Consider the following 23,217-nt stretch of genomic DNA (forward strand, 5'->3'; position numbering starts at 1 on the left):
TCTGAACGATAGGCCGGGGGCGGTCGGTCAACAAGGGGACGGCGGGTGAAGGGACTCACATCTCAAATACGTCGCAGGGAACTTGTGCCGATTGAGATGAATACAGCCAAAGTCATGTTTTGGAGCTGCGTAGTCTGTGCGCGTGCAGACCACCACCGGGAACCAGAAGACGCCCGCGCGCGTCATCGTCCTGGGTGCAGTGCGACCGGTCGGCGGGCAGCCGGCGGGACGTGCTCGGGGGGACCAGACGTCAACTGCCACCTTCAGGCGAGAGCGCCTGCCCGAGGAGTAGCTGTTCCATGAGCGAGCACCGTCGAAAGCCGCCACAGGGGCGCGGCCGGCGCGCAGCGCAGCCGTCGCCGTCATCAGGCAACGGCAGGCGTTACACGCAGCCGCCGCCAGGCGCTTCCAGCTCGTACGGCCCCCGCGCCGACGCCCGACGAGCGGCGCCGCGCGGGGGGAGCGGCGGCAGGCGCCGGGCTGCCGGCCCCGCGGCGGGAGCCGGCGCGGCCGGCGCGGGCGCGGGAATGGGCATCTCCGGCATCGGCGGGGGCGGACGCGGGCGCGGCGGCGGAATGCCGCCCGGCCGGGGCGGCGGGGGCCGCGGGCGGTACCAGCCGCCGCCCAGGAAACGGTTCATCGACTACCCGCGCTGGAACCGCTCGGGCATGAGCCGCTGGGTGCCGTCCTGGAAGCTGGTGCTGGGCACCTTCGCCGGCTTCATCGGGGCGATCATCGGCCTCTCCGGCATCGCGCTCGCGATGGTGCAGGTGCCGGACCCCAACAAGGCCACGGAGCAGCAGAAGAACGTCTACTACTGGGCCGACGGCTCGCAGATGGTGGTCGCGGGCGGCGGTGAGCAGAACCGCCAGATCGTGCCGCTCGCGCAGATCCCCGAGTCCATGCAGGACGCGGTGATCGCGGCGGAGAACGAGACCTTCTACGACGACGCCGGTGTCGACCCCGTCGGCATCGTGCGCGCGGTGGGCCGCATGGCGCTGGGGGGTGACACCCAGTCCGGTTCGACGATCACCCAGCAGTACGTGAAGAACACCTACCTCGACCAGTCGCAGACCATCACGCGAAAGCTCAAGGAGCTGTTCATCTCGATCAAGGTCGGTGCCCAGGAGGAGAAGCCGGACATCCTCGCGGGTTATCTCAACACCGGCTACTACGGGCGCGGCGCTTACGGCATCCAGGCCGCCGCCCAGGCGTACTACCGCGTGGACTCCAAGAAGCTCAACCCGAGCCAGGCCGCGTTCCTCTCCGCGACGCTCAACGGCCCGAACCTCTACGACCCGGCGGGCGGCGTGGGTTCGGCGGCGACGCCGGAGAAGAACCGCCAGCGCGCGGAGGCCCGGTGGAAGTGGACGCTGGACCGCGAGGTGCAGACGGGCCGGATGAGCAAGGCCGAACGGGCCAAGTACCAGAAGTTCCCGACGCCGAAGCCGCCGAAGAAGTCGACCGAACTCAAGGGCCAGAAGGGCTACATGGTCGACGTAGCCAACAACTACATCACCGCGAACAGCGAGACGATCGACGACCGGCGCCTCAAGCAGGGCGGGCTGCGCATCTACACCACCTTCGACAAGAAGAAGATGGCGCAGATGACGAGGGCCGTCGAGCAGGTGCGGAAGGCGAACATCGACCCCGAGCAGCGCGACGTCGACAAGTACGTCCAGTTCGGCGGTGCTTCGGTGAAGCCGAAGGACGGCGCCATCGTCGCGATGTACGGCGGCGAGGACGCCACCACCCACTTCACCAACAACGCCGACTACACCGGTGTCCAGGTCGGTTCGACCTTCAAGCCGTTCGTGCTCGCGGCCGCGATGCGCGACGGAAAGCGCGACCCCGAGGGGCCCGAGGTGCAGGGCGCGGACGCGCGTACGCCGGTCTCCCCGAAGAGCGTCTACAACGGCGACAACAAGGTGAAGCTGCGCGAGTACGACGGCGACATCTGGCGCGACAAGGAAGGCAAGGAGTGGCGCCAGCGCAACGACGGCAACGAGAGCCGCGGCCAGATCGACCTGCGTGAGGCGATGCAGTACTCGGTCAACACCCCGTACATCCAGCTCGGCATGGACGTCGGTGTCGACAAGGTCGCGGACGCGGCGCTCAAGGCCGGCCTCAACGAGGACAGCTTCGCCCGCCGGACGCCCACGTTCTCGCTCGGCACCTCGGCTCCCAGCGCCATCCGCATGGCCAACGCCTACGCGACGTTCGCGAGCAGCGGCATGGCGTCCGAGCCGTACTCGGTGAAGAAGGTGGAAGAGGACGGCACGAACGTCTACGAGCACCAGCCGAGCGTGAAGAGCGCCTTCGAGGCCAAGGTGGCGGACAACGTCACCGACGTGCTGAAGACGGTGGTCCAGGACGGCACCGGCTCGGCGGCGAAGGCCCTGGGCCGGCCGGCCGCGGGCAAGACGGGAACGACGGACGACAACAAGTCGGCCTGGTTCTCGGGCTACACGCCGCAGCTGTCGACGGCCGTCGGCATGTGGCGCGTCAACGACAAGGCCAAGGTGCAGAAGTTCCTGAAGATGTACGGCGTGGGCAACCAGGACTCGATCCACGGTGCGTCCTTCCCCGCCGAGATCTGGACCAAGTACATGACCGGCGCGCTCCAGGGGCAGCCCGTCCAGAACTTCCCGGAGCCGGCTCCGATCGGCGGCAGGGTCTTCGGGCCGGGCGCCAGCCCGTCCCAGACGGAGCCGCCGAGCGAGTCGCCGTCCCAGGACCCGTCGCAGAACCCGTCCGACCAGCCCTCCCAGTCCCCGTCGCTGCCGTCTCCGTCCGAGACGTGCAACAACCCGTTCGGTTGTGACGACCAGGGTCAGGACGGCGGGAACGACCAGGGTCAGGACGGCGGCAACGACCAGGGTCAGGACAACGGCGGGAACACCGGCGGCGACGACGGTGGTAACGACGGCGGGAACGACAACGGCGGAGGCCTCTTCGGAGGGCCGGAAGGCCGCACGAGGGAGTAGGGCCGCCGCCGGGCTCCCGACTCCGGGCCCCGGCGGTCGTCCCGGCCTCCAGTCGCTGTGAGGCGCACCAGCAGCCCCGTCACGGGTGACCGTGACGGGGCTGCTGCCGTAGGGGCCCGTACGGCAGGATGTGCGCATGCGTGCCTACCTCACGGACCGGAAGTCCGCTCCCGTGCATCCGACCGAGCAGGACGAGGTCGCCGCGGCGGGCAGCGAGCTGATCGGCGGCCCGGTGGGGCGGCGGGCGGCGCCGGGAGCGGGCGGCTGGTGGACGCCGGTGAAGGTGGTGGTGCTGCTCGGGCTGGGCATGTTCGCCCTGGGCATGGTGCAGAAGCTGCCCTGCTACAACGGCGCCTGGTTCTCGGGCCAGACCAGTCAATACGTACACGCGTGCTATTCCGACATCCCCCACCTCTTCGTCGGACGCGGCTTCTCCGAGGGCCTCACCCCGTACTTCGACCGCATCCCCGACAGCGTCTCCGGCGGCATGTCCTACCTCGAATACCCCGTGCTGACAGGGGCGTTCATGCAGGTCGCCGCCTGGTTCACACCGGGCGGCGACGACGTGCAGCACCGCGAGCAGCTCTACTGGATGATCAACGCCGGGATGCTGATGGCGTGTGCCGCCGTACTCGTCGTCTGCGCGGTCCGCACCCACCGCCTCCGCCCCTGGGACGGCCTGCTCGTCGCGCTCGCTCCCGCTCTCGCCCTGACCGCCACCGTCAACTGGGACCTGCTGGCCGTGGCACTCACCGCCGTGGCCACGCTGATGTGGGCGCGCAGCCGTCCGCTGGCGGCGGGCGTCCTGATCGGCCTCGCGACCGCGGCGAAGCTCTACCCGGCGCTGCTTCTGGGGCCTCTGCTCCTGCTGTGCTGGCGGGCCGGGCGCTGGCGGGAGTACGGCTCGGCGCTCGGCGGCGCGGCGCTGGCATGGGGCTGCGTGAACGCGCCGGTGATGCTGCTGGCGCCCGAGGGCTGGTCGAAGTTCTACAGCTTCAGCCAGGAGCGGCCCGTCGACTTCGGCTCGATCTGGCTGATCATCTCCCAGCGCACCGGCAACCCCCTCGACGATGCGAACATCTATGCGATGGCCTTGATGGCCCTGGGCTGCGCGGGGATCGCCGTACTGGCGCTGTGGGCACCCCGCAGGCCCCGGCTGGCGCAGCTGTCGTTCCTCGTGGTCGCACTCTTCGTCCTCACCAACAAGGTCTACTCCCCCCAGTACGTGCTGTGGCTGATCCCTCTCGCGGCCCTGGCCCGCCCCCGGTGGCGTGACTTCCTCATCTGGCAGGCCTGCGAGTCCGTCTACTTCCTGGGCATCTGGCTGTACCTCGCCTACACGGGCAGCGGCGACAAGCACCAGGGACTCCCGACCGAGGGCTACCAGCTCGTGATCCTCGTCCACATCCTCGGGACGCTCTACCTGTGCGCGCTGGTCGTCCGTGACGCGCTGCTCCCGGAACGGGACGTCGTGCGCAGGGACGGCTCGGACGACCCGGCGGGCGGCGTGCTGGACCGGGCTCCCGACGTCTTCGTACGGGGCAGGCGCGTGACCGAGGAACAGCAGCCGGTCCCGCCGGAGACCTCTCACGTCCTGTGGGGGACGCCTCCGCACGGGACGCGGATGAGGTGACGCCCCCGTCGCCCCGGCGTCCCCGCCGCCAGTCACGGCGCGAGGGGCGGGAGAACGGCGCCATGTTTCACGTGAAACGGCGGTCGGCCGCGAGGAGCGCCGCAAGAGTGCCCGGGACGCGACCGGAGAGCTGAGGCAACGCCCTCCCGTCCACCCTCGGATGCGGGCCCCGACTCCCGGTCGTAGTCGACTCCTTGACTCCGGACGCGTCGCCGCAGCCGGTGTGTGAAGCTGGGGGCCATGAGCGTCGTCGGTGATCTCCGCACTCTGCTGCACTTCCCCGACTTCCGCCGACTGCTCGCCGTGCGACTGCTCTCCCAACTCGCCGACGGCGTCTACCAGGTCGCGCTGGCCGCCTACGTCGTCTTCTCCCCCGAGAAGCAGACCTCACCGGCCGCCATCGCGTCGGCGATGGCGGTGCTGCTGCTCCCGTACTCGCTGCTGGGTCCCTTCGCGGGGGTGCTCCTGGACCGGTGGCGTAGGAGGCAAGTCCTGCTCTACGGGAACCTGCTGCGCGCCGTCCTCGCCACGGGCACGGCGGCGCTCGTCCTCAACGCCGTCCCCGAGTGGCTCTTCTACCTCTCCGCGCTCTCCGTCACGGCGGTCAACCGCTTCATCCTCGCCGGGCTGTCCGCCGCGCTGCCCCGCGTCGTCGACGACGAGCGCCTCGTGATGGCCAACTCCCTCTCCCCGACCGCCGGAACACTCGCGGCCACGGCAGGCGGCGGGATCGCCTTCGCCGTCCGCCTCGCGGCCCCCGACGGTGGCCGCGGCGCCGACGCCGTCGTCGTGGCCGTCGGTGCCCTCGTCTACCTGCTGGCGGGTATCGCCGCGCTGCGCCTGGGCAGGGACCGCCTTGGCCCGGACACCGGCTACGTGCAGCTGCGGCTGCGGGCCGCCCTGGCGACGACCGCACACGGCCTCGTCGCCGGGCTGCGGCACCTGAGGGAGCGTCCGGGCGCCGCCTACGCCCTCACCGCGATGACCCTGATGCGTTTCGGCTACGGAGCCCTGACGGTCATGGTGCTGATGCTGTGCCGCCACGCCTTCGGAGACGACGCGGACGTGGGCGACGCCGTCGAGGCCGTGGACGTGGGAGCGGGACTCAAGCTCCTGGGCATCGCGGTGGCCGCGTCCGGGCTCGGCTTCTTCGCGGCAGCCCTCATCACCCCGTGGGGGGTCGCGCGGTCGGGGCGGTTCGGGTGGCTCGGGCTGTGCGCGGCCGCGGCGGCCGTCCTGGAACCCGCCCTCGGGCTGACCTTCGCGCCGGTCCCGATCCTCTGCGCGGCCTTCGTCCTCGGCCTCGTCACCCAGTGCTCGAAGATCACCGCCGACACCGCCGTCCAGTCGTCCGTGGACGACGCCTTCCGAGGGCGGGTCTTCTCGCTCTACGACATGCTGTTCAACGTCGCCTTCGTCGGCGCCGCCGGCGTCGCCGCCCTGATACTCCCCCTGGACGGACGCTCCGTCCCCCTGGTCCTCACGGTGGCAGTGCTCTACGTCGCGGTCGCGGCGCTCATGTTTCACGTGAAACGTGCGCGGGCGTCGCTGGAGTCCGCACCGAGTGCGGCACCGCCGGCGTCACCGCCCTCGTCGTCCGGCCCCGCCTGATCCGCGGCCGCCCGCCGGGTGACCGAGCCGGGTCAGCCCTGGGAGGCGGCCCACTCCTTCAGCGCCGCGACAGCTTCGTCGCGCTCCATCGGCCCGTGCTCCAGGCGCAGCTCCAGCAGGTGCTTGTACGCCCGGCCCACCATCGGACCCGGGCCGACGCCGAGCACCTCCATGATGTCGTTGCCGTTCAGGTCCGGCCGGATCGCGTCCAGCCGCTCCCTCTCCTGCAACTGCGCGATCCGCTCCTCCAGCCCGTCGTAGGCACGCGCCAGCGCGTCGGCCTTCCGGCGGTTCCGCGTGGTGCAGTCCGAGCGCGTCAGCTTGTGGAGCCTCGGCAGCAGCGGCCCGGCGTCCCGCACGTAGCGGCGCACCGCCGCGTCCGTCCACTCGCCCGTGCCGTAGCCGTGGAAGCGCAGATGCAGCTCCACGAGACGGGATACGTCCTTCACGAACTCGTTCGAGTACTTCAGCGCGGTCAGCCGCTTCTTCGCCATCTTGGCGCCCACGACTTCGTGGTGGTGGAACGAGACCCGCCCGTCCTTCTCGAAGCGCCGCGTGCGGGGCTTACCGATGTCGTGGAGGAGCGCGGCGAGACGCAGCACCAGGTCGGGCCCGCCGTCCTCCAGATCGATCGCCTGCTCCAGGACGGTCAGCGAGTGCTCGTAGACGTCCTTGTGCCGGTGGTGCTCGTCACGCTCCAGACGCATCGCGGGAATCTCGGGAAGCACCCGATCCGCGAGCCCCGTCTCCACGAGCAGCCGCAGGCCCTTCACCGGCCGGTCCGAGAGCAGCAGCTTGTTCAGCTCGTCACGCACGCGCTCCGCCGAGACGATGCCGATGCGGTCGGCCATGGCCTTCATCGCGCCGAGGACCTCGTCGGCGACGGTGAAGTCCAGCTGCGCCGCGAAGCGGGCCGCGCGCATCATGCGCAGCGGATCGTCGGAGAAGGACGTCTCGGGAGCCGCCGGAGTGCGGAGCACCCTCAGCGCCAGATCCTCCAGCCCGCCGTGCGGATCGATGAACTCCTTCTCCGGGAGGGCGACCGCCATGGCGTTCACCGTGAAGTCCCGCCGGACCAGGTCGTCTTCGACGGAGTCGCCGTAGGAGACCTCCGGCTTCCTCGACGTGCGGTCGTACGCCTCGGAGCGGTAGGTGGTGACCTCGATCTGGAAGGTGCGCTTCTCTCCCCCGTCACGGCTCTTCTTCTGGCATCCGACCGTGCCGAAGGCGATCCCGACCTCCCACACCGCGTCCGCCCACGGACGCACGATGCGCAGCACGTCCTCGGGACGGGCGTCTGTCGTGAAGTCCAGGTCGTTGCCGAGTCTGCCCAGCAGCGCGTCCCGCACCGAACCGCCGACCAGCGCCAGGCGGAACCCCGCGTCCCTGAATCGGCTTGCGAGGTCGTCCGCGACGGGGGACACCCGCAGCAGCTCGCTCACCGCTCGGCGCTGCGCCGAGCTGAGCTGCTCCTTGGCGGGCTGCGCGGGCGTTCCGGGCTGGGGGTCTTCGTTGGCGTTCGGCACGACAGCACAGGGTACGTTGCCGCCCGTACGGCCCGCCCCGCACCTGGTCCGAAAGCCGGGCGATCATGTGACACACACCGCGGCACGTGCACCCTCCGGGCATCGTTACCATCAGGGGTTCAGGAACCGGTACGCGATGGCGGCACCGTTCACCTGTGAGCGAGACCCACCCCACGACGACACGACGGGACGGACGAGCGCGTGGCCGAGGCGGCTGACAACAGGAGCACCCCGACCGCTGCCGTCCGCCGGTGGCTGCGAGGTGGCGTCGCCGTGCTGCTGACGACCGGGCCGCTCGTCGGGGGCCTGCTGGCACCGCCCGCCCATGCCGCGCCGGCACAGGGCTCCGCCGCGGCGGCGTCCGCCGGCTCCGCCGCTCCCGGCGCCGCCCCGGCCGCCACCGGGGACCGCAAGGGAACCGGCTCGCGCACCGCCGCCATCACCATCAGGACGCTCTCTCCCGCCACGCCGGAGAAGGGCGACACCCTCAACGTCACCGGCACTGTCACGAACAACGGACGCTCGTCCATCAGCGACGGGCAGATCGGCCTCCGCGTCGGCCCCGCCGCCGAAAGCCGCGGCGCGCTCGCCCAGAACGCGAAACGCGAGGACTACCTGCCGGGCGCCGACGGCGACGAGGTCAAGGCCAAGGAGGCCAAGGCGAAGGTCGGCAGCATGCGCCCCGGCATCCGCCGCACCTTCAAGCTGAAGCTCCCGGTGAGCGCCCTGAAGCTGGACTCGTCGGGCGTGTACCAGCTCGGCGTGACGCTCACGGGTCAGACCCGCGAGCGCCCGTACGACCAGATCCTCGGCATCGAGCGCACCTTCCTGCCGTGGCAGACGTCCGACGCGGAGAACAAGACCGGGCTGACCTACCTCTGGCCGCTGATCTCGCGGCCCCATATGACGGTCCGCATGGAGTCCGACGAGGAGCAGACCCCCGTCTTCCGCGACGACGACCTCGCGAAGGAGCTCGCACCCGGCGGCAGGCTCCAGCAGATGGTGAAGCTGGGCGCGGACCTGCCGATCACCTGGATCGTCGACCCCGATCTGCTCTCCACGGTCAACGCGATGACCGAGCCCTACCGGGTGCAGAAGAAGGGCGGCGGCACGAGGCCCGGCAAGGGCCAGGCCTACGCGAAGCAGTGGCTGATGGACCTTCAGGGCGCCGTGAAGGGCGAGGAGGTCGCCACGCTCCCCTTCGGCGACCCGGACCTGGCGTCCCTCGCACACCGCGGACGCGACGTCCCCGGCGCGCTGTCCGTCCTGCGCTCCGCCAACGAGCGCGCCGTCAACACCGTCGAGTCCGTCCTGCACACCAAGCCCAGCACGGACTACGCGTGGCCCGCCGAGGGCGCCGTCGACCCCTCGATCGTCGACGTCGCCACGTCCGCGGGCGCCCACAACGTCATCGCCCGCAGCGACAGCCTCCGCGACACCCCGCTGTCCTACACCCCGACCTCGGCCCGCCCCATCGGCGGCGGCAACACCGCGCTGGTCGCCGACGCCGGGCTCTCCGAGGCGTTCGAGGGCGACATGACGCGGCCGGGCGCCACGTCGAGGGCCGTGCAGCGGTTCCTGGCGGAGACGCACACGCTGACCGCGCAGGTGCCGAACAAGCAGCGCGACATCCTCGTCGCCCCGCAGCGGATGCCGAGCACCGACCAGGCCAGGGCGATGGCGCTGGCGCTGAGCTCGCTGCAGAAGGACGGCCGCTGGGCGCAGGGCAACGACCTGTCCGAGGCTGCCGCGGCCAAGCCCGACCCCCGCGCGAACCGGAAGGTGCCCGGCAGCCGCAGCTACCCGTCCTCCCTGCGGCGCCAGGAGCTGCCCACCGAGGCGTACCGGCAGCTGCAGGAGACCGACCGCGGCGTCAACGACTTCATGCAGATCCTCACGCAGGACGACCGCGTGGAGACGCCGTTCCGCACTTCGACGGAGCGGGCGGAGTCGACGTCCTGGCGCGGTGAGCCGGAAGCCGCCAAGGACTACCGGGACAGCACGAGCGACTACCTGGTCGGGCTGACCAAGAAGGTGCAGCTCATCCAGAAGAGCCCCATCACCCTCTCCGGGCGCAGCGCGACGATCCCCGTCACGGTGCAGAACAACCTCGTCCAGGGCGTCGACGGACTGGAGCTGCGTCTCAAGTCGCGGCGCCGTATCGGCCTCGACGTCGGCGAGGCCCAGCCGGTCAAGGTGGACGGCGGGCACAGCCAGTCGGTGAAGTTCTCCACGACGTCGAAGGCCAACGGCCGTGCCTTCGTCGAGGCGCAGCTCTACACCAAGGACGGGAAGCCCTACGGGAAGCCCATGGTCTTCCAGGTGAACGTCACCTCCATCACCTCGACCGTCCTGCTGGTCATCGCGGGAGGCGTACTGCTGGTGGTGCTCGCGGGCGTCCGGATGTACATCACGCGGAAGCGGAACGGCGGCACGGCCCCGGGCGCGGACGGCACGGACGCCTCCCCGGGCGCCGGCGGCACCGAAGGCCCCGGAGACGGCGATACGGACGGCGACGAGGACGGCGGCAGCGGAGACGGCTCCGAGGCCGACGCCGGCCCCGGGGAGGAGACCGGGGCGGACGGCACGGCCGGGGAGCCGGAGCGAGACCAGGAGGAGAGCCCCGGGAAGCCCGGCACCCCGGGCGGTCCCGGCGAGGACGACACCGGTCAGGGAAGCGGCAGCGCCTCCGACGCGGGTGAGAAGGTGGACCGTTGAGTCAGCTGGCGAGCAGGGGCAGGGATCAGTAGCGATGAACGCGCCGCACGACGGTCACGGGGGCCGGGGCACTCCGGACGACGAGTCCCAGCCGCCCGAAGACCCCTACGTACGGGACGCCTACACCCGCGACCCGTACGAGGACCGCGACCCGGCCGCCAAGGACCCCGTGGACGCAGCTCTCCACGACCGGGCCGCCAACCCGCCTCCTCCGCCCGGCACGCTCCCCGACCCGCAAGCCCTCTACGAGCAGCCCGAGCCCCGTCCGGACGCCCCGGACCCGCGCCGCTGGGCGCCCACGCCCGCGCCGGAACCCGAGGGCCCCTCACGCCGGCTCCCCCGCGGCGACGACCCCGCCACCGTCGAGTACACGGGGATCGACGGCCTGCTCGGCGGCCCCTCCGGGACACCGGCCGCAAACGCACGGGAGCAGGCGTCAGCCGAAGGCCCCCGCGAGACCGAGGACGCGGACCGTACGAACCCGCCGGGCGCGGACCGGCCCGGCGCGGACCAGCCCGACGCGGAGCGGCCCGCCCCTGACGACGCCTTCGCCCACCTCTTCCGCGACCAGGGACGCACCGCCCCCGGCCGTACGCCCGCCCCGCCCCAGCCCCGCTCGGAGAGCGCACCGGCGCCCGCCCCGGGCCCCGGCTCCAGCTCCGCGCCCCAGCCTGCCGAACCCGCCACCCACACCACGGCTCCCGGCACCGCCCCGGCCGCCGCACAGAACACCGCCGCCCCCGCCGCGGCCGCACCGCCGCCGTCCGGCTCCGGCCACGGCTCTGCACGGCAGCCGCTCCCGGCGGAGGAGCCCGCCGGCCCCGGCCCGGGCCCCGGGTTCGAGGCCGCTCACGCCGCGCCGTCCGAGGCCACCCCGCCCCCACCCGAACCGGACGAGGAACCCGCCCCGGAGTCCGGCGGAGGCGGCAAGGGCGGGGGACTGCTGCGCTCCAGCGCCATCATGGCCGCCGGCACGATGGTCTCCCGGCTGACCGGCTTCATCCGTTCGGCCCTGATCGTCGCCGCTCTCGGCGCCGCCGTCCTCGGCGACACCTACCAGCTGGCCATCACGCTGCCGACGATGCTCTACGTACTGACCGTCGGCGGCGGCCTGAACTCCGTCTTCGTCCCGCAGCTCGTCCGCGCGATGAAGGAGGACGGCGACGGCGGCGAGGCGTACGCGAACCGCCTGCTGACGCTGGTGTCGGTCATCCTCGGAGTCCTGACGGCGGCCGCTGTCTTCGCCGCCCCGGCGCTGGTGTGGGTCATGTCGCCGAAGTTCGCGTCGAACGCCGAGGCGAACGAGGTCACCGTCACGTTCGTGCGCTACTGCCTGCCCTCGATCTTCTTCATGGGCATCCACGTGGTGATGGGTCAGATCCTCAACGCCCGCGGCCGGTTCGGCGCCATGATGTGGACGCCCGTCCTGAACAACATCGTCATCATGGCGACGGTCGGCTCGTTCCTCTGGATCTACGGGACCGCCGACGAGTCCGGCCTCGGCGTCGGCAGCATCCCGCCCGAGGCCGTCCGGCTGCTGGGCATCGGAACGCTGCTGGGCCTCGTCGTCCAGGCCCTCGCCATGGTCCCCTACCTGCGCGCATCGGGCTTCCGCGTCCGCCCCCGCTTCGACTGGCGGGGCCACGGCCTCGGCAAGGCCGCACGGCTCGCCAAGTGGACGATCTTCTTCGTGCTCGCCAACCAGGCCGGCATCCTCGTCGTCACGCAGCTCTCCACCTGGGCGCAGTCGACCGCCGCGGCGGAGGGCCACGCCGGCGCCGGCTGGACCGCCTACTCCCAGGCGCAGCTCATCTGGAACATGCCGCAGGCCATCATCACCGTCTCCGTCATGGCGGCCCTCCTGCCCCGCCTCTCCCGCGCCGCCAACGACGGAGACACCGGCGCCGTCCGCGACGACATCTCGCAGGGACTGCGCAACTCGGCCGTCGCGATCGTCCCCATCGCCTTCGGCTTCGTCGCACTGGGCGTGCCGATGTGCACCCTGATCTACGGCTCCTCGGGCGCCGACGCGGCCCGCTCCATCGGCTTCGCACTGATGGCCTTCGGCGTGGGCCTGATCCCCTTCTCGGTCCAGTACGTCGTCCTGCGCGCCTTCTACGCCTACGAGGACACCCGCACCCCGTTCTTCAACACCGTCGTCGTGGCCCTCGCGAACGCGGCCGCCTCCGCGGCCTGCTTCGTGCTCCTCCCGGCCCGCTGGGCAGTCGTCGGCATGGCCGCCTCCTACGGCCTCGCCTACGCAGTCGGCGTGGGCATCGCCTGGCGCCGTCTGCGCCTCCGGCTGGGCGGCGACCTGGACACCGCTCGCGTGCTCCGCACGTACATCAGGCTCGCGGGCGCCGCGCTGCCGGCCACCGTCGCCGCGGGTGCCGCCGCCTACGGCGTCACCCAGGCCCTGGGCAGCGGAACTCTCGGCTCGCTGGCCTCTCTGGCGGCCGGAGGGATCGTATTGGCCGCGGTCTTCGTCCTAGCGGCGAAGCGGATGCGGATCGAGGAGATGACCGCCATGGTCGGTATGGTGCGTGCCCGACTCGGGCGCTGACGTACAACCATCGGCGGTCACCGCGTGTCGTGCATAGCGGCGGCCTGTGGGCACAATTGTCGAGCCATTGCACACAGTGGCTGCAATGAACTGGGGAGGCAGGAACGACGGTGGCGGAACGGAGCACAGCTGCCGTCGGCGTGGCTGACAGCAGCGGTGAGAAGGAAGCGCTCACCGCCAAGGCGGACGAAGCCAGCGCCGACAGCGCTACGGACGGACACAGCGGCAGCAGCCGGCCCTCCGAGGAGACCAGAACGGACGCCGAAGCCACCGGCGGCGACGAAGACCCCGGCACCCCCACCGAAGCGAGCACCGACGACGTGAGCGACGCCCCGAGCGACGTCCCGGGCGCCGACGCCCCGACGGCGACGCTCCCCACCGACCCTGCCGCGACCGGCACGGCGGACACCCCCGCGGACCCCACGCTCACAGGGGGCGAAACCGCTCCCGGCTCCCCCTCCGGCGATGCGTCCGCGTCCCCCGCGGCACCCGATCTGCACAGCGGCCACAAGATCGCCCGGCGGTACCGTCTGGAGGAGTGCGTCACCCGTCTGGACGGATACAGCAGCTGGCGTGCGGTCGACGAGAAACTGCGCCGCGCCGTCGGCGTCCACGTCCTCCCCACGGGCCACCCCCGCGCCCGTTCGGTCCTCTCCGCCGCCCGCTCCTCCGCACTGCTCGGCGACCCCCGCTTCGTGCAGGTCCTCGACGCGGTGGAGGACAACGACCTCGTCTACGTCGTCCGCGAGTGGCTTCCCGACGCCACTCCGCTCAGCGAGATCCTCGCCTCCGGCCCGCTGGAGCCGCACGACGCCTACCAGCTCGTCACCCAGCTCTCCCAGGCGATGGCCGCCGCCCACCGCGAGGGCCTCGCCCATCTCCGGCTGACGCCGGGCACGGTGCTGCGCACCGGCTCCGGCCAGTACCGCGTTCGCGGTCTGGCCGTCAGCGCCGCCCTGCGCGGCATCCGCAGCGACAGCCCGCAGCGCACCGACACCGAGGGCATCGGCGCCGTCCTCTACGCGGCGCTCACCCAGCGCTGGCCGTACGAGGAAGACGCGTACGGCCTCACCGGCGTCGGCTCGCTGACCAAGGACAGCCTGCCCGCGCCGGAGCAGATCCGTGCCGGCGTCCACCGGGGCCTCTCCCAGCTCGCCATGCGCGCACTCGTCAACGACGGCGCCACCGCGTCCAGCGAGGCCCGGCCCTGCGCCACCCCCGAAGAGCTCGCCAAGGCCGTCTCCGCGCTCCCCCGGATCCGCCCGCCGGAGCCCTCGTTCAGCGCGCCGCGGCAGTTCCAGCGCACCGCCTACCAGCAGGGCGCGCACGGAACGGCCGGCCCCGCACGCGGCACCGCACCGGTCCGCGGGCCGGGCGGTGAACCTCCGGCACCGCCCGCACTGCCCGGACGTACCGGCAAAGCACTGAAGTGGGGCGTCACCGCCCTCCTCGTCGCCGCTCTCGGCCTCGGCAGCTGGCAACTCGCCGACACCCTGCTCAAGGGCGACAGCTCCGCGAGCGACGAAGGCGGTCAGGTCAGCGGACCGGACGAGCAGGGCGCTGTGGGCAAGCCCGTGAAGATCGTCGACGCCAAGGACTTCGACCCGCCGCCCGGTGGCAACGGCAGCGAGAACCCGGCGGACGTCCCCGACGCCTACGACGGCTCCCACAGCACCTACTGGCTCACGCAGGAGTACATCGGGCGCCCCGACTTCGGGAACCTCAAGCCCGGCGCCGGACTCATCCTGGACCTCGGCAAGCAGCAGCAGGTGAGCTCGGTGAAGGTCGACTTCATCGGCGCCACAGCGGCCTCTCTCTACGCCGCGCCCAAGAGCGCCACGGGCATGCCGAGTTCCCTGGGCGGTTTCAGCAAGGTCAACGAGGGGACCGGAGAGCACCTGACCCTCAAGGCGAAGAAACCGATCCGGACTCAGTACGTACTGGTGTGGCTCACGAAGCTCCCACTCTCGGACGACGGCAACTACCGTGGCCGGATCACGGAGATCCAGGTCCAGAGCTGATACCTCGACACTGACGCGCGGCCCAGCCGGCGGGCGAGGATGACGGGAGGCGTCCGACGGTGAGCGACGAACGCGGCGGGAAGGCGATACGCCGCCGCCCCAAGCGAGGAAGAGGCGGGCTCAGGGCGGCCGACACGACCGCCGGCCCCCCCGTTCCCGCACAGGCCGGAGACCCGGACGCCCCCGACGACCGCGAACTCCTCGCGCGCCACGTCGACGGCGACCCGGAGGCGTTCGGCGAGATCGTGCGCCGCCACCGCGACCGACTGTGGGCCGTCGCCGTGCGCACCCTCGGAGACCGCGAGGAAGCGGCGGACGCCGTCCAGGACGCGCTCATCTCCGCCTACCGCGCCGCCCACACCTTCCGAGGCCAGTCCGCCGTCACCACGTGGCTCCACCGCATCACCGTCAACGCCTGCCTGGACCGCGCCCGCAAGGCCACCTCCCGGCGCACCTCGCTCACCGACGACACCGAGCGCCTCGACCTCCTTCTGGAGCCGCACGAATCGGCGGAGGTACCGGCCGAACGCCAGGATCTCCAGCGTCAGCTCGTCACCGCCCTCGCCCAGCTCCCGGCCGAGCAGCGCGCCGCGCTCGTCCTCGTCGACATGCAGGGCTACCCGGTCGCCGAAGCGGCCGACGTCCTCGGCGTCGCCGTCGGCACGGTCAAGAGCCGGTGCGCGCGGGGGAGAGCCCGGCTGCTGCCGCTGGTCAGCCATCTGCGGCCGAACGGTGAGGAGAGGGATACGTCACCGCACGAGAGGGGAAGGAACCGGAGCCAGGGACGATCCGTCCCACCACCGGAAGGCGTCACAGGACAACCCGGAGCCGTGAAGGGAGGAGGAGAGCAGGCATGACATCCACCCCTTTCACGTCCGACGTGCACGGCACCGACGACCACCCGGAAGTCGCAGAGATCTCCGCACTCACCGAGGATCTGCTCAGCCCCGAGCGTACGGCTGCGGTGCATGCGCACCTCTCCGCCTGCGAGGTGTGCGCGGACGTACGGGCGTCCCTGGAGGAGATCAGGAACTCGCTCGGCACACTGCCGGGCCCCGCCCGCATGCCGGAGGACGTCGCCGGGCGCATCGACGCCGCTCTGGCCGCGGAAGCACTGCTCGACGCGTCCCCCTCTGGCAGCGGTCATGTTTCACGTGAAACCGATGCCCCCGCGGGCAGCTCCTCGTCCCGTGCCGGATCCTCTGTTTCACGTGAAACGGCGCTCACTCGCAAGGGGCCGAACACCCATCCCGCGGGCCACCCCGGAGGCACCAGCCGCCCCGGGCGCCATCGCCCCACTCGCCGCTCGCGCCGCTGGCGCTCGGCAGTCTTGGCCGGTGCCGGCGCGGTCGTCGCACTGAGCATCGGCGGAGTGGTGTGGCAGTCGCTCGGCCCGTCTGCGCCACCCACGGCCTCCGACGCGTCGGAGGAGGGCCGGCAGGGGGCCGCCGACGGCGGCCTCGAGAAGCAGGTGCACACCCTGCTGGCACAGCAGCACTCCGCCGAGAAGTCCCGGGGCTCGAAGACTCCGGACCTCAAGAGCAAGCAGAGCCCCGGGGACTCTCCGCTCGCGGGTCCGGCCACGTCCGTCCCGTCCTGCATCAAGGAAGGGCTGAACCGGACGGAGGCACCGCTGGCCGTCGACGCGTCAGCCGAGCACGACGGCGCCAAGGGGTACCTCGTGGTGCTGCCGCACCGAGGCGACTCGGAGCGCGTCGACGCCTACCTCGTCGACGCCGCCTGCGTGACCGGCGAGAAGGCGGGTCCGGCCGACGTCCTCACCAAGCGCACCTACCAGCGCCGCTGAGACGCGCCGCCCTCCACGCCCCCACCGCGCACCCGCAGGGAATGTCTGCCCCCTAGGATCCGTTGGGTGGGGTGAGAACCACACAGGTCCGGAAAGCAGTCGGCAGACAAGGAAGACTCCCGTGAGCGACGTCCGCAACGTGATCATCATCGGCTCTGGGCCCGCCGGCTATACCGCCGCGCTCTACACGGCACGCGCGTCACTGAAGCCGCTGGTCTTCGAGGGCTCCGTGACCGCGGGCGGTGCGCTGATGAACACCACCGAGGTGGAGAACTACCCCGGCTTCTCCGACGGCATCATGGGCCCGGAGCTCATGGACCAGATGCGCGGCCAGGCGGAGCGCTTCGGCGCGGAGCTGATCCCGGACGACGTGACGTCCGTCGACTTCTCGGGCGAGATCAAGAAGGTGACCGACTCCGCGGGCACTGTGCACGAGGCGCGCGCCGTCATCGTCTCCACCGGGTCCGCCTACCGGACGCTCGGGCTCCCCCGGGAGGAAGAGCTCTCCGGCCGCGGCGTCTCCTACTGCGCCACGTGTGACGGCTTCTTCTTCCGCAACCAGGACATCGCAGTCGTCGGCGGCGGGGACACCGCCATGGAGGAGGCGACCTTCCTCTCCCGGTTCGCAGACTCCGTCACGGTGGTCCACCGCAGGGACACGCTCCGCGCCTCGAAGGCCATGCAGGAGCGCGCCTTCGCCGACCCGAAGATCTCCTTCGCCTGGAACAGCGAGGTCGAGTCCATCCACGAGAAGGACGGAAAGCTCTCGGGGCTGACGCTCCGGGACACCGAAACGGGCGCCACGTCCGATCTCCCGGTGACCGGTCTCTTCGTCGCCATCGGACACGACCCGCGCGTGGAACTGTTCAAGGACGTCCTGACGATGGACGAGGAGGGGTACCTCAAGGTCGACGCCCCCTCGACGCGGACCAACGTGCCCGGTGTCTTCGCCGCCGGCGACGTGGTGGACCACACCTACCGTCAGGCGGTCACCGCCGCCGGCACCGGCTGCGCCGCCGCTCTCGACGCCGAGCGCTACCTCGCCGCCCAGCTCGACGGCACGCAGGTCTCCGAGCCCGAGATGACGGAGGAGTCGGAGCGGGCAGCGGAGGAAGCCGCCAAGGAGGCGGCCAAGAAGACCGCCGTCGCCTGACGCTTCCGCCGCCCCAGCTCACGCTCACACGCTCACACCTGATAGATCACGAGAAACAAGGAGTGCCAACAATGGCCGGTGCAACCGTGACCGCCACCGACGCCGACTTCGACGAGGTCGTGCTCAAGAGCGACAAGCCGGTGCTCGTCGACTTCTGGGCTGCCTGGTGCGGTCCGTGCCGTCAGATCGCTCCCTCCCTGGAGGCGATCGCTGAGGAGAACAGCGACAAGCTCACCGTCGTGAAGCTCAACATCGACGAGAACCCGGCTGTCGCCGCCAAGTACGGGATCATGTCGATCCCGACCATGAACGTCTACCAGGGCGGCGAGGTCGTCAAGACGATCGTGGGCGCCAAGCCGCGCGCAGCCATCGAGAAGGACCTCGCCGAGTTCATCGGCTGATCCTTGACGTGACCCAGCGGGCCAGTCGATCTTCAGCCCCGCAACCGAAACGGCCCGGCGTTCGCGCCGGGCCGTTTCACGTGAAACACCGATGCGCCGGTGGACCGTCGCTCCCATCGGCATCCACCGAGCGGCACAAAACCCTCGCGGAGGCTTCGCTCAGAAGGCTTCAGCCGTCGGGGCATCACAGCGGCCGCAGCACCGGATCCTTCTGAACGGCTCCCAGCAACTGGTCGAGGGCCCTCTCCATGTCCTCCCGCCAGGAGACAGTCGAGCGCAGCTCCAGCCGCATCCTGGGATAGGAGTGGTGCGGCCGTACGGTCTTGAAGCCGACGGCGAGGAGATGATCCGCAGGGATCACACAGGCGGGTTCGGTCCAGCGCGCGTCTCCGAAGGCTTCGATCGCCTTGAAGCCCCGCCGCAGCAGATCCTTGGCGACCGTCTGCACGATGACCCGTCCGAGCCCCTGCCCCCGATGGGACGGAGAGAGCCACGCCGTCATCAACTGGACCGCGTCCGGCGCCACGGGACTCGTGGGAAAGGCGAGCGAGCCGGGCACGTATGCGGGAGGCGCGTACAGCACGTATCCCACTGGTTTCTCGTCGACGTAGACGACGCGGCCGCAGGAACCCCACTCCAGAAGGACAGCGGAGATCCACGCTTCCTTCTCCACCCCGGGCCTGCCCGCTCGCGCCGCCGCCTCCCCGCTCACAGGGTCGAGCTCCCAGAAGACACAGGCGCGGCAACGCCGTGGCAGATCCGGGAGGTTGTCCAGTGTCAGCGGAACGAGCTGTCGCCCCATGGATCCATCGTATCCATGGGGCGACGCTTCTTCGGGGTGAGCGGGAGCCGATTCAATCCGGACGAGGGAACTCGCGAGAGCCCGCCCCGTGGCTACGGCGGTGTGTCAGCTCTCGTCGGACTCGGTCTTCCCCTCTGCTTCGGCGGCCTCGGCGGAGAGCTGCTTGCCGAGTACGCGTCCCTCTCCGGGCGCGAGCTGCCCGAGGATCCGCTCCAGATCGTCGACGGAGGCGAACTCCACGACGATCTTGCCCTTCTTCTGACCGAGGTCCACCTTCACCCGGGTCTCGAAGCGGTCGGAGAGACGGCCCGCCAGCTCGTCCAGCGCGGGGGAGACCCTCTTGCCGGCCCGGGGCTTCGACTTGGGCGCGCTCTTCGGCGACGACCCCATCATGGTGACGATCTCTTCGACCGCCCGCACCGACAGGCCCTCCGCGACGATGCGGTGCGCGAGCCGGTCCTGCTCGTCGCCGTCCTCCACGGAGAGCAAGGCACGTGCGTGCCCCGCGGAGAGCACACCTGCCGCCACGCGCCGCTGCACGGAAGGCGAAAGCCTCAGCAGCCGCAGCGTGTTGGAGACCTGGGGGCGCGAGCGCCCGATGCGGTCGGCCAGTTGGTCGTGCGTGCAGCTGAAGTCCTTCAGCAGTTGGTCGTACGCCGCCGCTTCCTCCAGCGGGTTCAGCTGAGCCCGGTGCAGGTTCTCCAGCAGCGCGTCCAGAAGCAGCTTCTCGTCGTCCGTGGCGCGGACGATCGCCGGAATGCGCTCCAGACCGGCCTCCCGGCAGGCCCTCCAGCGCCGCTCGCCCATGATGAGCTCGTAGCGCGAAGGCCCCAACTGCCGTACGACGACGGGCTGGAGCAGACCCACTTCCTGGATGGAGGTGACCAGTTCCGCCAGCGCGTCCTCGTCGAAGACCTCACGCGGCTGACGCGGGTTCGGGGTGATCGCTTCCAGCGGCACTTCGGCGAAGTGGGCACCGACAGGCTCGTCCTCGAGGCTCGCCGTACTGTCCTTGCCCGACTCCCCTTCGGGCCGGCCGGCCGTTTCACGTGAAACGTCGTCCCGAGCTTCGCTGTCCGGCAGCGAGGTGACCTTCGCGGCGGCCACCCCACGCTCCGGTGTCATCACCGGCACCGCGCTGGGTGAGGTCGCACCGTTCGCGCCGACCGCCGGTCCGCCCGATTCATCGGCGCCGGGCGCCGGTGCTGCCGGGATCAGTGCGCCAAGACCCCGGCCCAGTCCCCTACGTCGATCACTCACTGCGTGCCCTCCGACATGGTGCTGTTCTGCTGCTGCAGTTGCTGAGCCGACTGCTCGTGGCGGCGCTGGACGTTCGGATCACGCAGCGCGATCTCCCGAGCCGCCTCCAGGTAGGACAGCGAACCGCTGGAACCAGGATCGTAGGTCAGCACCGTCTGCCCATAGCTGGGAGCCTCCGAGATCCGGACCGAGCGGGGGATGTTGGTGCGCAGCACCTCAGCACTGAAGTGACTGCGAACCTCGTCCGCCACCTGTGACGCGAGCCGGGTACGGCCGTCGTACATCGTGAGGATGATCGTCGAGACGTGGAGCTTGGTGTTGAGGTGCCCCTTGACGAGATCGACGTTCCGCAGCAGTTGCCCCAGCCCCTCCAGCGCGTAGTACTCGCACTGAATGGGAATGAGGACCTCGGCTCCGGCCACGAGTGCGTTGACCGTCAGCAGACCCAGCGACGGCGGGCAGTCGATGAGGACGTAATCCAGTGGCTGCTCATAGGCGCTCAGCGCCCGCTGCAGCCGGCTCTCACGCGCCACCAGTGACACCAACTCGATCTCCGCACCGGCGAGATCGATGGTGGCGGGCGCGCAGAAGAGCCCTTCGACGTCCGGGACCGGAACGACGACGTCGGCCAGCGGCATGCTCTCCACCAGGACGTCATAGATCGACGGCACCTCGGAGTGGTGGTCGACACCCAGGGCGGTGGAGGCGTTGCCCTGTGGATCCAGGTCGATGACGAGAACCCGCGCACCGTGAAGGGCCAGGGAGGCGGCCAGATTCACGGTGGTGGTCGTCTTCCCGACTCCACCCTTCTGGTTGGCGACGACCATCACCCGCGTCTGCTCAGGCCTGGGAAGGCCCTCACCAGCGCGGTTCATCGCCTCTACCGCCTGCTGGGCAGCGCGGCCGATCGGCGTGTCGTCCATCGGAGGCGGCGTTTCACGTGAAACGTCGACCGATTCTGAACGGGGGCCGGGGACCGGATCGGCCATCGGTCCCGCGGTATTGGCGTCGGACCGCAAGGGTTCACTCTCCTCGACATCAGGCTCGTGCTGAACAGAGCCTGCCATGCTTTCGGCGTTATGAACCAGCGAGGCCCGCTCAGTTGTGGACGAATCCACCTTGGACCGGGTTTTGTGAGTAGGTTTCTGGTCGCGTTGAGCGGCCTGTGCGCGTCCGCGACTGATGATTCCGTGCAAGAGAGAGCGGCGTTTCACGTGAAACACGATGCACAGACGGCACCCGCACACCAGGACGACACACCGCGATGACTGACTGAAAGGGCTTTTATGGAGTAGACGGACATAACTATCGGGGCTTTGCGGCCCCTCGTCCGCCCCCTCAGCTGCTCAGCTGCCTCACCGACCGCCGTCTCGTGAGGCTGGGCCCGCACGGCGCGGCCGGAAACGCGCTGTGCGGGAAGGCATCAGCGCCTGCGGCGACCGTTCCGTGCGGCCCGCCCCGAACGCGCCCTCTGGGCCTTGGCCCTACGGGCTGCGAAGCGCACACCACCGGGGCTCTCTCCGACCTCGGCACGCACCACCGTCGACAGAGGGTCGACCACCCCCTCGCCGACCTGCACCACGGACGTCTCCACGACACCGAGCTTGTGCAGGGCGTCCCGGGCGCCGCGCAGCTCCTCCTCGGCCGTGTCCCCCTTGATGGCCAGCATCTCGCCGTACGGCCGCAGCAGGGGAACGCCCCAGCCCGCCAGACGGTCCAGCGGGGCAACGGCCCGAGCCGTCACCACGTGCACGGGCTGCAGAGACCCGAGCATCTCCTCGGCCCGCCCCCGAGCCACGGAGACATGGTCGAGTCCGAGCAGCTCCACGACCTCCTCCAGGAACGTCGTCCTGCGCAGCAAGGGCTCCAGCAAGGTGATGTCGAGGTCCGGACGTACCAGCGCGAGGGGGATGCCCGGCAGGCCGGCGCCCGAGCCGACGTCACACACCGTCACGCCTTCGGGGACGATCTCCGAGAGCACCGCGCAGTTCAGCAGGTGCCTCTCCCACAGCCTCGGAACCTCACGCGGCCCGATCAGCCCCCGCCGTACGCCCGAGTCCGCGAGGAGTTCGGCGTAGCGCTGCACCTCCGGCAGGCGGTCGCCGAAGAGCCTGTGGGCCGCCTCGGGCGGCGGCGCGAGTTCCGCGAGCTCCCCGGCCTTCGCGGGGCCTCCGTCCGGCGGCCCCGCCTGGCCGGCTGACCGGTCGGTCACGGCAGCACGACCACGCAGCGCTGTGGCTCCTCGCCCTCGGACTCGCTGCGCAACCCCGCCGCCTTGACGGCGTCGTGCACGACCTTGCGCTCGAACGGCGTCATCGGACGCATCTTGACCGGCTCGCCCGTGCCCTTGGCCTCCTGCGCCGCCTTGGCACCGAGCTCCGCGAGCTCCTCACGCTTGCGCGCACGGAAGCCCGCGATGTCCAGCATCAGCCTGCTGCGGTCGCCCGTCTCCCGGTGCACCGCCAGACGCGTCAGCTCCTGCAGCGCCTCCAGGACCTCGCCTTCCCGTCCGACGAGCTTCTGCAGGTCCCGGCTGGGGCCCTCGCTGATGATCGACACCGCGGCACGGTCCGCCTCGACGTCCATGTCGATGTCACCGTCGAGATCGGCGATGTCGAGGAGCCCCTCGAGGTAGTCGGCCGCGATCTCACCTTCCTGCTCCAGGTGGGACAACGAGTCCGTCTCCTCCACGGCAGTCGCTTCCGTGGTGTCTGTCGTCTCCGTCACGGCTTGGG

General features: G+C 70.8%; 16 protein-coding genes. 10 read left to right on the forward strand and 6 right to left on the reverse strand.

The features are described from left to right. The first annotated feature begins 299 nt into the window (after positions 1–299). From H181DRAFT_RS08200 to H181DRAFT_RS08210, 3 genes are all read left to right on the forward strand, one after another. A complete protein-coding gene (locus tag H181DRAFT_RS08200) occupies positions 300–2,987 on the forward strand; it encodes a transglycosylase domain-containing protein (protein ID WP_045863634.1) in 2,688 nt (895 codons plus the stop codon). A gap of 136 nt (positions 2,988–3,123) precedes the next feature. Further along, positions 3,124–4,620 carry a glycosyltransferase family 87 protein gene (locus tag H181DRAFT_RS08205; RefSeq protein WP_045863635.1) on the forward strand — a complete coding sequence of 499 codons (1,497 nt, stop codon included), beginning with the start codon at positions 3,124–3,126 and terminating at the stop codon, positions 4,618–4,620. A 240-nt stretch (positions 4,621–4,860) separates the two neighbouring features. Next, complete coding sequence (locus H181DRAFT_RS08210; RefSeq protein ID WP_045863636.1) at positions 4,861–6,231, forward strand: MFS transporter; 1,371 nt, start codon at positions 4,861–4,863, stop codon at positions 6,229–6,231. A gap of 32 nt (positions 6,232–6,263) precedes the next feature. Here H181DRAFT_RS08210 and H181DRAFT_RS08215 read toward each other — a convergent pair whose 3' ends face one another. Then, a complete protein-coding gene (locus H181DRAFT_RS08215) occupies positions 6,264–7,757 on the reverse strand; it encodes a CCA tRNA nucleotidyltransferase (RefSeq protein ID WP_045863637.1) in 1,494 nt (497 codons plus the stop codon). A 201-nt stretch (positions 7,758–7,958) separates the two neighbouring features. Here H181DRAFT_RS08215 and H181DRAFT_RS08220 point away from each other — a divergent pair, with 201 nt between their 5' ends. The 7 genes from H181DRAFT_RS08220 (at position 7,959) to trxA (ending at position 18,420) form a co-directional block, all read left to right on the forward strand. Beyond that, on the forward strand, positions 7,959–10,475 hold the full coding sequence (locus H181DRAFT_RS08220; RefSeq protein WP_074467772.1) for a DUF6049 family protein: 2,517 nt from the start codon (positions 7,959–7,961) through the stop codon (positions 10,473–10,475). 34 nt (positions 10,476–10,509) lie between these two features. Then, complete coding sequence (murJ, locus tag H181DRAFT_RS08225; RefSeq protein WP_045863638.1) at positions 10,510–13,038, forward strand: murein biosynthesis integral membrane protein MurJ; 2,529 nt, start codon at positions 10,510–10,512, stop codon at positions 13,036–13,038. Between the two features lie 110 nt (positions 13,039–13,148). After that, positions 13,149–15,059, forward strand: coding sequence for a protein kinase family protein (locus tag H181DRAFT_RS08230; RefSeq protein ID WP_045863639.1), 1,911 nt, complete (start codon positions 13,149–13,151; stop codon positions 15,057–15,059). Between the two features lie 59 nt (positions 15,060–15,118). Further along, positions 15,119–15,916 carry an RNA polymerase sigma factor SigM gene (gene sigM / locus H181DRAFT_RS08235; protein WP_254666761.1) on the forward strand — a complete coding sequence of 266 codons (798 nt, stop codon included), beginning with the start codon at positions 15,119–15,121 and terminating at the stop codon, positions 15,914–15,916. Further along, positions 15,913–16,866 carry an anti-sigma factor family protein gene (locus H181DRAFT_RS08240; RefSeq protein ID WP_045863640.1) on the forward strand — a complete coding sequence of 318 codons (954 nt, stop codon included), beginning with the start codon at positions 15,913–15,915 and terminating at the stop codon, positions 16,864–16,866. The genes sigM and H181DRAFT_RS08240 overlap by 4 nt, the downstream gene beginning before the upstream one ends. Before the next feature lie 121 nt (positions 16,867–16,987). After that, positions 16,988–18,019, forward strand: a complete 1,032-nt coding sequence (gene trxB, locus H181DRAFT_RS08245; protein ID WP_045863641.1) for a thioredoxin-disulfide reductase — start codon at positions 16,988–16,990, stop codon at positions 18,017–18,019. 71 nt (positions 18,020–18,090) lie between these two features. Further along, positions 18,091–18,420: a thioredoxin gene (gene trxA / locus H181DRAFT_RS08250; RefSeq protein ID WP_045863642.1), complete on the forward strand. Its 330-nt coding sequence runs from the start codon at positions 18,091–18,093 to the stop codon at positions 18,418–18,420. Positions 18,421–18,604: 184 nt separating this feature from the next. Here trxA and H181DRAFT_RS08255 read toward each other — a convergent pair whose 3' ends face one another. From H181DRAFT_RS08255 to H181DRAFT_RS08275, 5 genes are all read right to left on the reverse strand, one after another. Then, positions 18,605–19,222: a GNAT family N-acetyltransferase gene (locus H181DRAFT_RS08255; protein WP_045863643.1), complete on the reverse strand. Its 618-nt coding sequence runs from the start codon at positions 19,220–19,222 to the stop codon at positions 18,605–18,607. 105 nt (positions 19,223–19,327) lie between these two features. Then, positions 19,328–20,482 carry a ParB/RepB/Spo0J family partition protein gene (locus H181DRAFT_RS08260; protein ID WP_074467773.1) on the reverse strand — a complete coding sequence of 385 codons (1,155 nt, stop codon included), beginning with the start codon at positions 20,480–20,482 and terminating at the stop codon, positions 19,328–19,330. Beyond that, positions 20,479–21,549: a ParA family protein gene (locus H181DRAFT_RS08265; RefSeq protein WP_074467774.1), complete on the reverse strand. Its 1,071-nt coding sequence runs from the start codon at positions 21,547–21,549 to the stop codon at positions 20,479–20,481. The genes H181DRAFT_RS08260 and H181DRAFT_RS08265 overlap by 4 nt, the downstream gene beginning before the upstream one ends. Positions 21,550–21,905: 356 nt before the next feature. After that, positions 21,906–22,694 carry a 16S rRNA (guanine(527)-N(7))-methyltransferase RsmG gene (rsmG, locus tag H181DRAFT_RS08270; protein WP_045863646.1) on the reverse strand — a complete coding sequence of 263 codons (789 nt, stop codon included), beginning with the start codon at positions 22,692–22,694 and terminating at the stop codon, positions 21,906–21,908. After that, positions 22,691–23,209 carry a Jag family protein gene (locus tag H181DRAFT_RS08275; protein WP_045863647.1) on the reverse strand — a complete coding sequence of 173 codons (519 nt, stop codon included), beginning with the start codon at positions 23,207–23,209 and terminating at the stop codon, positions 22,691–22,693. The genes rsmG and H181DRAFT_RS08275 overlap by 4 nt, the downstream gene beginning before the upstream one ends. Between the last annotated feature and the right edge of the window lie 8 nt (positions 23,210–23,217).

This window comes from Streptomyces sp. WMMB 714 (genome assembly GCF_900090125.1).
GTDB lineage: Bacteria > Actinomycetota > Actinomycetes > Streptomycetales > Streptomycetaceae > Streptomyces > Streptomyces daqingensis.

Coding starts and splice junctions, on each gene's coding strand:
- H181DRAFT_RS08200 (WP_045863634.1), top strand. CDS start 300: ATGAGCGAGCACCGTCGAAAGCCGCCACAGGGGCGCGGCCGGCGCGCA.
- H181DRAFT_RS08205 (WP_045863635.1), top strand. CDS start 3,124: ATGCGTGCCTACCTCACGGACCGGAAGTCCGCTCCCGTGCATCCGACC.
- murJ (WP_045863638.1), top strand. CDS start 10,510: ATGAACGCGCCGCACGACGGTCACGGGGGCCGGGGCACTCCGGACGAC.
- H181DRAFT_RS08210 (WP_045863636.1), top strand. CDS start 4,861: ATGAGCGTCGTCGGTGATCTCCGCACTCTGCTGCACTTCCCCGACTTC.
- H181DRAFT_RS08255 (WP_045863643.1), bottom strand. CDS start 19,222: ATGGGGCGACAGCTCGTTCCGCTGACACTGGACAACCTCCCGGATCTG.
- H181DRAFT_RS08240 (WP_045863640.1), top strand. CDS start 15,913: ATGACATCCACCCCTTTCACGTCCGACGTGCACGGCACCGACGACCAC.
- H181DRAFT_RS08265 (WP_074467774.1), bottom strand. CDS start 21,549: ATGGCAGGCTCTGTTCAGCACGAGCCTGATGTCGAGGAGAGTGAACCC.
- trxA (WP_045863642.1), top strand. CDS start 18,091: ATGGCCGGTGCAACCGTGACCGCCACCGACGCCGACTTCGACGAGGTC.